Source organism: Candidatus Melainabacteria bacterium RIFOXYA2_FULL_32_9, assembly GCA_001784615.1.
In the GTDB taxonomy this organism is placed as follows: Bacteria; Cyanobacteriota; Vampirovibrionia; order Gastranaerophilales; family UBA9579; genus UBA9579.
On the sequence record MFRQ01000002.1, the window covers coordinates 16,122 to 18,690 of the forward strand.

The 2,569-nt window shown below is 32.8% G+C and carries 4 protein-coding genes and 1 pseudogene (1 of these 5 running past the window's edge); all 5 read left to right on the plus strand.

Annotation, left to right across the window (positions count from 1 at the left end; translation table 11 throughout):
* Window positions 1–145: pseudogene (locus A2255_03160) on the plus strand (acyl-phosphate glycerol 3-phosphate acyltransferase); it begins 482 nt to the left of the window's first position.
* 24 nt (window positions 146–169) lie between these two features.
* Entirely contained in the window at window positions 170–1,183 is a 1,014-nt protein-coding gene (locus A2255_03165; protein OGI23665.1) for a hypothetical protein, read from the plus strand.
* Window positions 1,184–1,375: 192 nt separating this feature from the next.
* On the plus strand, window positions 1,376–1,582 hold the full coding sequence (locus A2255_03170) for a hypothetical protein (protein ID OGI23666.1): 207 nt from the start codon (window positions 1,376–1,378) through the stop codon (window positions 1,580–1,582).
* A gap of 18 nt (window positions 1,583–1,600) precedes the next feature.
* Window positions 1,601–1,828, plus strand: coding sequence for a hypothetical protein (locus tag A2255_03175; GenBank protein OGI23667.1), 228 nt, complete (start codon window positions 1,601–1,603; stop codon window positions 1,826–1,828).
* A 150-nt stretch (window positions 1,829–1,978) separates the two neighbouring features.
* Entirely contained in the window at window positions 1,979–2,188 is a 210-nt protein-coding gene (locus tag A2255_03180; protein ID OGI23668.1) for a hypothetical protein, read from the plus strand.
* The last annotated feature ends 381 nt before the right edge of the window (window positions 2,189–2,569 follow it).

Sequence of the window (2,569 nt, forward strand, 5' to 3'; positions counted from 1 at the left end):
TACTCCAATATGGATGATTGTATTTCACAAACCTACAAGCTATATTGCTTACTGCCTGATAGGTGGTTTATATATTACTTTATACTTACATAGAGAAAATATAAAACGATTGATATCAGGTAATGAAAATAAAATAAGAGAATAATAGATACTGGAGCATAAATTAACTATGAAGTTAACTGTTTTAGGAGCAGGAAGTTGGGGATTAACCTTAACATGGTTATTAAACAATAATTTTGATAAAATAACCCTCTGGTCAAGAGAAGAAGACCTGTCAGAGGAACTTATTCAGACCAAATCAACTAGCAAACCCGTTAAAGTAAGCCTGGATAATAAGGTGGAAATCACTTCAGATCTTGCACATGCCATAAAAGACGCTGAAATTATCCTCATGGTTGTTGCAACTTCAGGCATAAGGCCAGTATGTCAGCGTCTAAAAGAAGCCGGATTAAAAAATAATCAGATTCTAGTAAATACTTCAAAAGGGCTTGAGTTACCCGGCTTATATACAATGAGTGAAGTAATTAATCAGGAATTGCCTGACTGTAAACTCGCCATATTATCTGGCCCAACACTTGCAATGGAAGTTTTGAACGGTCTTCCCACAGCTGCATCAATAGCTTGTAAAAATCTGGAAGTTGCTAATTTTGTACAAAAGAACCTGAATGTACCCGGCAAATTCAGACTTTATACAAATCCTGATGTAATAGGTGTTGAACTTGGCGGAAGTCTTAAAAACGTAATTGCTATAGCCTCTGGTTTTGTTGATGCAATGAAGCTTGGTAATAACGCAAGAGGAGCATTATTGACAAGAGGGCTCGCTGAAATTGTAAGAATCAGCGTTGCACTGGGAGCAAACCCAAGCACGTTATACGGTCTTTCAGGTATTGGTGATTTAATTGCAACCTGTTCAAGCCCATTAAGTAGAAATTATCAAGTAGGATACAGATTAGGACAAGGCAAAAAGCTCGATGATATCCTTAATGAGCTTGGATCTGTAGCTGAAGGTGTTAAAACCACAAAAGCCGTGTGCGAACTTTCTAAAAAACACAACATAGCAACACCGGTTTCAGATATCATTTATGAAGCAGTTTATACTGATATCACCCCCAAAGAAGTTGTAACCAAACTTATGACTAGAGAATTAAAAAGCGAAGACTCTTATCAATTCCTAACAGACTAGCAGTTTGTCCCATAAGTTTATTTCCGTCGCTGGTGCTAATGCACATAATTAAGTCCTTACTGGAATAATTGATGACTTAAAAAAGTGACCTTGTCACATTAAATTGACATGAAACATAGGCTCCTTCAATAACATACCCTCTTTCAACAACCATAATAATTTTTTGTGTTAGAGTACTAAGGAAAAAACTATATGAAAAAAGTAATTTTAAATCTTAATAATGAATTCGGAAAATTTTTTCTTAATGATATGTTCAATTCCGTTTCTCAAAAATTAGAATGCCCTGTAGAGGATTGCAATGGTTATATTTCACCCATTTTGCATCAAAGACTAAAAGGAGCTGCTTCCGTTTGTAACAAATGCGGTAGAGCAATTGTCTTAAAAGAATCTAGATGTTAATAGGTTATTTAAGCTTTTATGAAATTTAAAAGACTAATAGCTTTAATGTTCACTCTCTTATATATACAGTTTCCATCTTATCCAGCATTTTCACAAGATGCAATGATAATAGTAAATACAAAAAGCCATATATATCATAAAACCAGTTGTAAAATAGCTAAAAAATGCAAAAAATCTTGCTTCAAAAGCTCAAAACAACGAGCTATTAAAATATATAAAGCAAGACCCTGTAAAATCTGTCATTAAAATTATATAAAAACTTGTTAATTTTTTCTTAAAAAGAGTAAATTAAATAAGGATTTATGTTTTTATATAATTAGAAGGTTTATACTCCGTTTAAACGTAGAATTTTAAGAAAAAAGCCCGTAGAATTAAGATAATTAAAAGAGATTATATATGGAAAAAGATAAACACAACCAAGAAAATAACCTTCTTACTCTTAAATTTAAATCTGGTGTAGACAACCAGATTAAATCTCATATTAAAATAAATAATAATCAAAGTAATCCAATATATAAAAGCTTATTCAAGTTTATGCATACTGAATTAAAAGATGATAAAACAGACAAACGCTTCTCAAGGTTTAATCCTAAAGACTTATTGTAAATAAATATCTGCCCCCAAAGGCAGATTATTTTGTATTTAACCTGGGTCGCTAGTGCATAGATCGACAAATAATATGCTACAATCTCCCGAACTGTCATCCTGAGAAGCGACGTGAGGATCTTGCCTATGTACAACTTTAATGTGATTTTAAGGTTTAAATAGTATATTGTATAGATTGCCACGGTGCCAGAGGCACAAACATATTATCAATGATTTTGTATATTAACGAAAGATTGTTGACAATGTTACTGTGGCTTAGAGTCTATCCAGAAAATAAAAAATGTACAACATTAACCAATTTTGTCATTGCGAAGATTCCGAAGGGAGCTGTGGCAATCTATCTATTTTACAGCAATTATTCAAAATCGGTAAGATCACCAC

Coding starts and splice junctions, on each gene's coding strand:
- A2255_03165 (OGI23665.1), top strand. CDS start 170: ATGAAGTTAACTGTTTTAGGAGCAGGAAGTTGGGGATTAACCTTAACA.
- A2255_03170 (OGI23666.1), top strand. CDS start 1,376: ATGAAAAAAGTAATTTTAAATCTTAATAATGAATTCGGAAAATTTTTT.
- A2255_03175 (OGI23667.1), top strand. CDS start 1,601: ATGAAATTTAAAAGACTAATAGCTTTAATGTTCACTCTCTTATATATA.
- A2255_03180 (OGI23668.1), top strand. CDS start 1,979: ATGGAAAAAGATAAACACAACCAAGAAAATAACCTTCTTACTCTTAAA.